Source organism: Candidatus Micrarchaeota archaeon (assembly GCA_021163225.1).
In the GTDB taxonomy this organism is placed as follows: Archaea; Micrarchaeota; Micrarchaeia; order Anstonellales; family JAGGXE01; genus JAGGXE01.
The window spans coordinates 1-5,405 of sequence record JAGGXE010000049.1 but is presented as its reverse complement, the minus strand read 5'-3'; the positions used below and the strand labels follow the sequence as shown (position 1 = coordinate 5,405).

Here is a 5,405-nt window from a genome sequence, read left to right as displayed (position 1 = left end):
TTTTTCGTTCCTTCCGTCAGTTTTCGTTCCTTCTATCAACCGGTTCCCTTTCCTTCATTCTTTCACGTTTTCTTAGGTCTCGCGTTGGGCCCCTTGTATCTAAAATGATATGCATTTCAGTATTTAAATGTTTTGTGAATTTTCGTTCATAGAAAATTCACATCCGCAATAGTTCTGTCTGTACAATGAAAGTGTTTTGCTCAGTTCGATACTCCTCGGATAACCGCCTCTTTTTCTGAAGTTTTCTGAGATGAACGTAACACCGTACCGTTTCCCCCAAACATTACCGATTCGATTGATGAGACCTATGTCCTTCATCGGACCCATCACCAACGATGTCGTGTACGCGTCGTGGCCGTGTGCGGCCGCGTAAGCGGCCGCTACGGCCAACCGTTCACCGAAACATACCGCGCACCGTAACCCGCCCTCGGGTTGCGATTCCAGACCGTTCACCTTGGCTAACCAGTTCCGATGGGCCTTTTCCCAACCGTCGGCAGACGGATCGATCGGGTCGATAAATTCAACACCGAAATACTCTGCAACCTTTCTTGCGGAGCGTTCGCGTTTCATGTATTCGTCTCTCGGAAATATGTTAGGATTATAGAAAAACATCGTGACCGTATGACCGCGTTCAAGCATACGTTCAACGATCGATGATGCACACGGCCCGCAACACGTGTGAAGAAGCACACGCATCTAACAACCTCCCTAAAAACATTTCACACCGGTTATTTCCTTCTTCCGTTATCCCTTCTCACTTCCTTTTTATTCCCTCGCTTCACTTTTTTACTTTTTACTTCATTCCAACTTTTAATTTTCCGATCCTTCGTCTTTCTTACGCAGGTTCTCCCACTTTATCATCGATTTATCCCACGGAGGGTCAAACGTTAGGTAGACACGAACCTTTTTGACATCAAGTTCGTTGAGTTTCTTTTCAACCATCCTCACCAACAGCGGTCCCAACGGACACGTCGGAGTGGTAAGCGTCATCTTTATCAAAACTTCATCACCGTCGGGTAGATGGTTTATGCTGATTTTATAGATAAGACCTAAATCATACACGTTAACCATAACTTCAGGGTCGTAAACCTCGCGAAGTTTTGCTATCACATCCTCTTCAGTCACCATATCGCACTTCCCCCGCGACACGCCTCAACCGTCAATCATCGTGCATGAACAAGGTTGTTCCTTCCGGACCGTTCTCCGTTCTTTTTCATTCTTTTCACAGCATTTGCAATTTCTGATACGATCCGGTCCACCCTCTTTTTAGAAGGTCTTTTAGAATGGTACTCGGTAAGACGCTGACGCAACTCTTTATCATGATAGATGTACCAGAGTCGCGACGGATCAGGTCCGAACAATTCCTTCCTCAGGTCGTCCTGCGTGATGTGTACACTTCCCACGAATATGTCTATCTTGACGAACGGTTTGCCGAAGGCGAGTTCCACACGTCTGGACAGGAGATACGACCCTCCGTCTATCCATGTCCATTCTACCACCGTTGAATCGAACCCTCCCGGACGTGTATATTCAGAGGGGTTGTGCCCCAACTTCTCGCATATCTTGCTGAACACGTCGTACAACGTTTTTTCGATGTTGGACCCGAAATCTATTCTCACATCCGACACCTCCCACCCGTAACCGAACATAACACACAACACGCAAAACATACAAAACATGCAATATACGATATGTAAAAAAGTTGTACGGGAAACTATTTAAAAGTATGTTAGTTAATAAGACATCTTGAACCTTTGCCGTGAACCGGTCATGAAAGACGGTCTGTCGGGTTTGAAACAGAATCTTTCGGTATGGTGGTGGTTCGATGAAGGTCTCCAAAGAAAAGAACTTCTCGGAATGGTTCACTGAGATCGTCAAAGAAGCAGGATTGGCGGACCTGAGGTACAATGTAAAAGGGTTTGTTGTTTACATGCCGTGGTCTGTTATAACGATGGAAAAGATGTACGATATCTACGAAAAGGAGTTACTGAGGACCGGTCACAAACCTGCCTGGTTCCCTTTACTCATCCCGGAATCGAATTTCAAACTCGAAGCGGAACATGTGGAAGGATTCACTCCTGAGGTGTTCTGGGTAACCGAACACGGTGCCGGGGAAAAGTTCGAAGAGAAACTGGCACTTCGTCCGACAAGCGAGACCGCTATGTACAGGATGTACTCGTTATGGATCCAGGGTAGAAAGGATCTGCCTTTCAAGATGTACCAAAGGGCTTCGGTGTACCGGTACGAAACAAAAGCCACGCGACCGTTTTTGAGGAGTAGGGAATTCTTCTGGTTGGAATCTCACGACTGTTTCGCCACAGAAGAAGAGGCGATAAACCAGGTCAAGCGGGATATGGAGATGACGGAGAACGTTGTGCATAAGAGGTTCTGCATACCCTTCATTTTCTTCAAACGGCCGAAATGGGACAAGTTTGCCGGTGCCGTGGACACGTTTGCTGCCGATACGATGATGCCCGACGGTAAGGTGATACAGTTACCTTCAACGCATCTGCTGGGTCAGAATTTCTCCAGACCGTTCAACATACAGTTCACCGATACGGACGGTGAAAAGAAGTACGTGTGGCAAACCTGTTACGGACCGGCTATCACACGGATCTACGGTGCGATGATCAGTATCCTCGGCGATGACAAAGGGTTAAGGTTACCTTTTGAACTGGCACCTATCCAGATCGTTATCATCCCGATATTTACCGATGAGAACAAAGAAAAGATTGTAGAATACTGTCGTCAGGTAGAAAGCATGCTGACCGTAGGAAGCAAACGATACTGCGAAGAATGGAGGATAAAAGTCGACCTTTCCGAGAACACACCCGGTTACAAATTCAATGAATGGGAGATGAAAGGTGTGCCAATAAGATTGGAGGTCGGACAGAAGGAAATGGATAGTCAAACGGTTACGGTGGTCATACGCACACGGAAGGGTAGGGAGACCGTTCCGCTCGATAACCTTATCGAAACGATAAAAGAAAAAGGCGAACAGGTTACCGAAGACCTTCGTAAATGGGCTGATGAACAGTTTGAAAACGTAATAACCGATGCAAAAACCATGGACGAACTCAAAACAGTGTTAGAAAAGGGTGGGTTCGCACGGGTTCCTTTGTGTTCGATCGACGAGGACGGTAAGGAGTGCGCGGATTGGATCAAAGCAGAAACCCACGGTAATATCAGAGGAGTACGTTTTGACAGGGATGAAAAACCCGACCCGGAAGATAAATGTATCTGGTGCGGTAAACCTGCCAGATATATAGTGTACATTGCACGTCAGTACTGATTCGTTATCGTTTTCCATCGCTTCTGATCGTTTCTCTTTGTCTTCGGTAGAAGTTGCAACAGATCGATGTTTCAAACATCTGTTTTTAACTTCTCTAATAAGTTGTTTAAATCTCCGGAAGGGAATTTTCCTCTGATATAAAGAAAAACTTATAGAGAAACAATCTAACAAAAAGAATATACCTACAAGAAAGACACCCGATTCTATGATGTTGTCGACCCATAAAAATGTGTAGATGATCATAAGAATTGAACTCCAAATGCTCATGAACAACCACAGCTTGGGGCTTTTCAAAACCCCAAAAGCATTACTTAGAGTGTCCAGAAGATTATTATCTGATGGATTGCGGTCGATCATATTCCTATCAGATTTCATAGAATCTACCAACATAAGTGACGACTACAGGGTCTTCTTTAGTAACGAAAAAAAGAATAGCCCCGCCCGGATTTTCGCGTCTTTCATTTGTCAAAGTAACGGTTCGAACCGGGGTCTCCAGGTCCAAAGCCTGGCATCCTTGGCCGCTAGACGACGGGGCTATCGAACAGCAGACCGAACGTTTATCCGGATACACCGGAACCGAAGACCGTATGGACCCGGGGGGATTTGAACCCCCGGCCTCCTCCATGCCAAGGAGGCGCGCTACCGCTGCGCCACGGGCCCTTAAAACATCAAACTGATAAATAGACTTCATATCTTTTTAAACCTTACCGACCAAAAAATCCGATTGGTATAAATGTCTTCAAAACTTAACTACAAAGCCAAACATATTTAAAAACTGAAAACCTTAATATTAACATGTTCTCACACAAAAAATGTGTCAACAGCAGTGAAGAAACGTCATCTAACGCCTCCGGCAAATCAGGACACGGGCGGTCTACCGGTCGTAAGATCAAAAGGTTTTTCGCTACCGGACTGACGGTAGTAAGTGTTCTGACATCCGGTTTTGGTGAATATGTTCAAAATGCTCAGCCGGTCGAGATAAGTGTTGAGAACGATTCGAAACAGCAACCCATCGTTTCTGAAGATGAGATGACCGACATCATCAAAGAGGTACGGAACTGGCTACTTATTTCTGACGGACGGTTCGCCGATGTTGAAGAGAGATACCTTTCGGACGCCGCACGCGAAGCATTACAACTTGCTCATAAGTTTGACAAAGACAGTTTAGATGACAGATACATAATCGCAGGGATATTCGTTGATTATTACAGTAAAATAGACCCTCTTGAACGCAGATATTTCGACCATTTCATATTGGAGACGTTGACAGAGTTACACAACCATAAGAGATACAAGTACGCCTTTGAACTCGGGCTCGACTATCTGACCGAGAACGTTGAACTCATGGATCCGTTGGTCGGTTTATACGTCCAAAAGATTATGATACGCGACGCCTACGAATACGTCAAATCGTCCGACAAAGAAGATGAGGATTCGATAATCTATGCATTGTACTACGGATATCTCGAACTACTGTACCGAGTGACCGTATCGGAATGGCATATCGATGAGCAGGTTATACCCGAAAGTGTTGAGGCAAGGTTCAAAATAACGGTTCCCTCAGACCTGTTCCAACAGGGGCATTAAAAGGTACGAAGGAAGACCTTCTTTTCCATGTCATATTCTCTGATGGGGGCGGGAACCGGTCACCGAGCCTGACTTTTACAGAGGCAAAGGGGCGAAAGGTTTTTATTGAGTAAAATAAAAAACAACTCGGGCAAACCATCCGATGATCTCCGGGAGGATGGGGTAGCCATGCACAGAAAACAGGGAGGAGGTGTTTTTGTTATGACCGATAAAGAGAAGTTAGAGGATAAGGTCAAACCTTCTGAAGAGAATAAGGAGACAAGGAAGGAGAGCAAAAGACATGAGAGAACCGATAGGAAGACCGAGCGTAGGGAGAAAACAGAACGTGGTAGGGCCGGATACCTGGTACCGCGTGAGAGATATCTTGAAGCGGGTGTCCACATAGGCACACGTGTTAAGACAGGTCAGATGCGACGGTTCATCTACATGAAACGTAACGACGGATTGTACGTTCTTGATATAAAGAAGACCGATGAACGGATCAGGTACGCTGCCAAGATCCTTGCCCAATACGAACCCGAAGACA

Annotated in this window: 6 protein-coding genes and 2 tRNA genes; 3 read left to right on the top strand and 5 right to left on the bottom strand. The window is 45.6% G+C overall.

What is annotated here, in order from left to right; genetic code table 11:
* Window positions 1-123 precede the first annotated feature (123 nt).
* The 3 genes from J7K41_03565 to J7K41_03555 all read right to left on the bottom strand — a co-directional run bounded on the left by J7K41_03565 (window position 124) and on the right by J7K41_03555 (window position 1,670).
* Window positions 124-696 (bottom strand): epoxyqueuosine reductase QueH, encoded by a 573-nt coding sequence (locus tag J7K41_03565; GenBank protein ID MCD6549756.1) that lies wholly within the window; start codon window positions 694-696, stop codon window positions 124-126.
* 114 nt (window positions 697-810) lie between these two features.
* Window positions 811-1,128 (bottom strand): DUF59 domain-containing protein, encoded by a 318-nt coding sequence (locus J7K41_03560; GenBank protein MCD6549755.1) that lies wholly within the window; start codon window positions 1,126-1,128, stop codon window positions 811-813.
* A 35-nt stretch (window positions 1,129-1,163) separates the two neighbouring features.
* Window positions 1,164-1,670, bottom strand: coding sequence for a hypothetical protein (locus J7K41_03555; protein MCD6549754.1), 507 nt, complete (start codon window positions 1,668-1,670; stop codon window positions 1,164-1,166).
* 155 nt (window positions 1,671-1,825) lie between these two features.
* Here J7K41_03555 and J7K41_03550 point away from each other — a divergent pair, with 155 nt between their 5' ends.
* Window positions 1,826-3,292 (top strand): proline--tRNA ligase, encoded by a 1,467-nt coding sequence (locus tag J7K41_03550; GenBank protein ID MCD6549753.1) that lies wholly within the window; start codon window positions 1,826-1,828, stop codon window positions 3,290-3,292.
* A gap of 432 nt (window positions 3,293-3,724) precedes the next feature.
* Here J7K41_03550 and J7K41_03545 read toward each other — a convergent pair.
* Together J7K41_03545 and J7K41_03540 are read right to left on the bottom strand one after the other, a co-directional pair.
* Window positions 3,725-3,828 (bottom strand) — tRNA-Gln (locus J7K41_03545).
* Between the two features lie 52 nt (window positions 3,829-3,880).
* Window positions 3,881-3,952: transfer RNA gene (locus J7K41_03540), tRNA-Ala, on the bottom strand.
* A gap of 135 nt (window positions 3,953-4,087) precedes the next feature.
* Here J7K41_03540 and J7K41_03535 point away from each other — a divergent pair.
* Window positions 4,088-4,879 (top strand): hypothetical protein, encoded by a 792-nt coding sequence (locus J7K41_03535; protein MCD6549752.1) that lies wholly within the window; start codon window positions 4,088-4,090, stop codon window positions 4,877-4,879.
* A gap of 201 nt (window positions 4,880-5,080) precedes the next feature.
* On the top strand, window positions 5,081-5,405 hold a 325-nt coding region (locus tag J7K41_03530), incomplete at its 3' end, for a hypothetical protein (protein MCD6549751.1).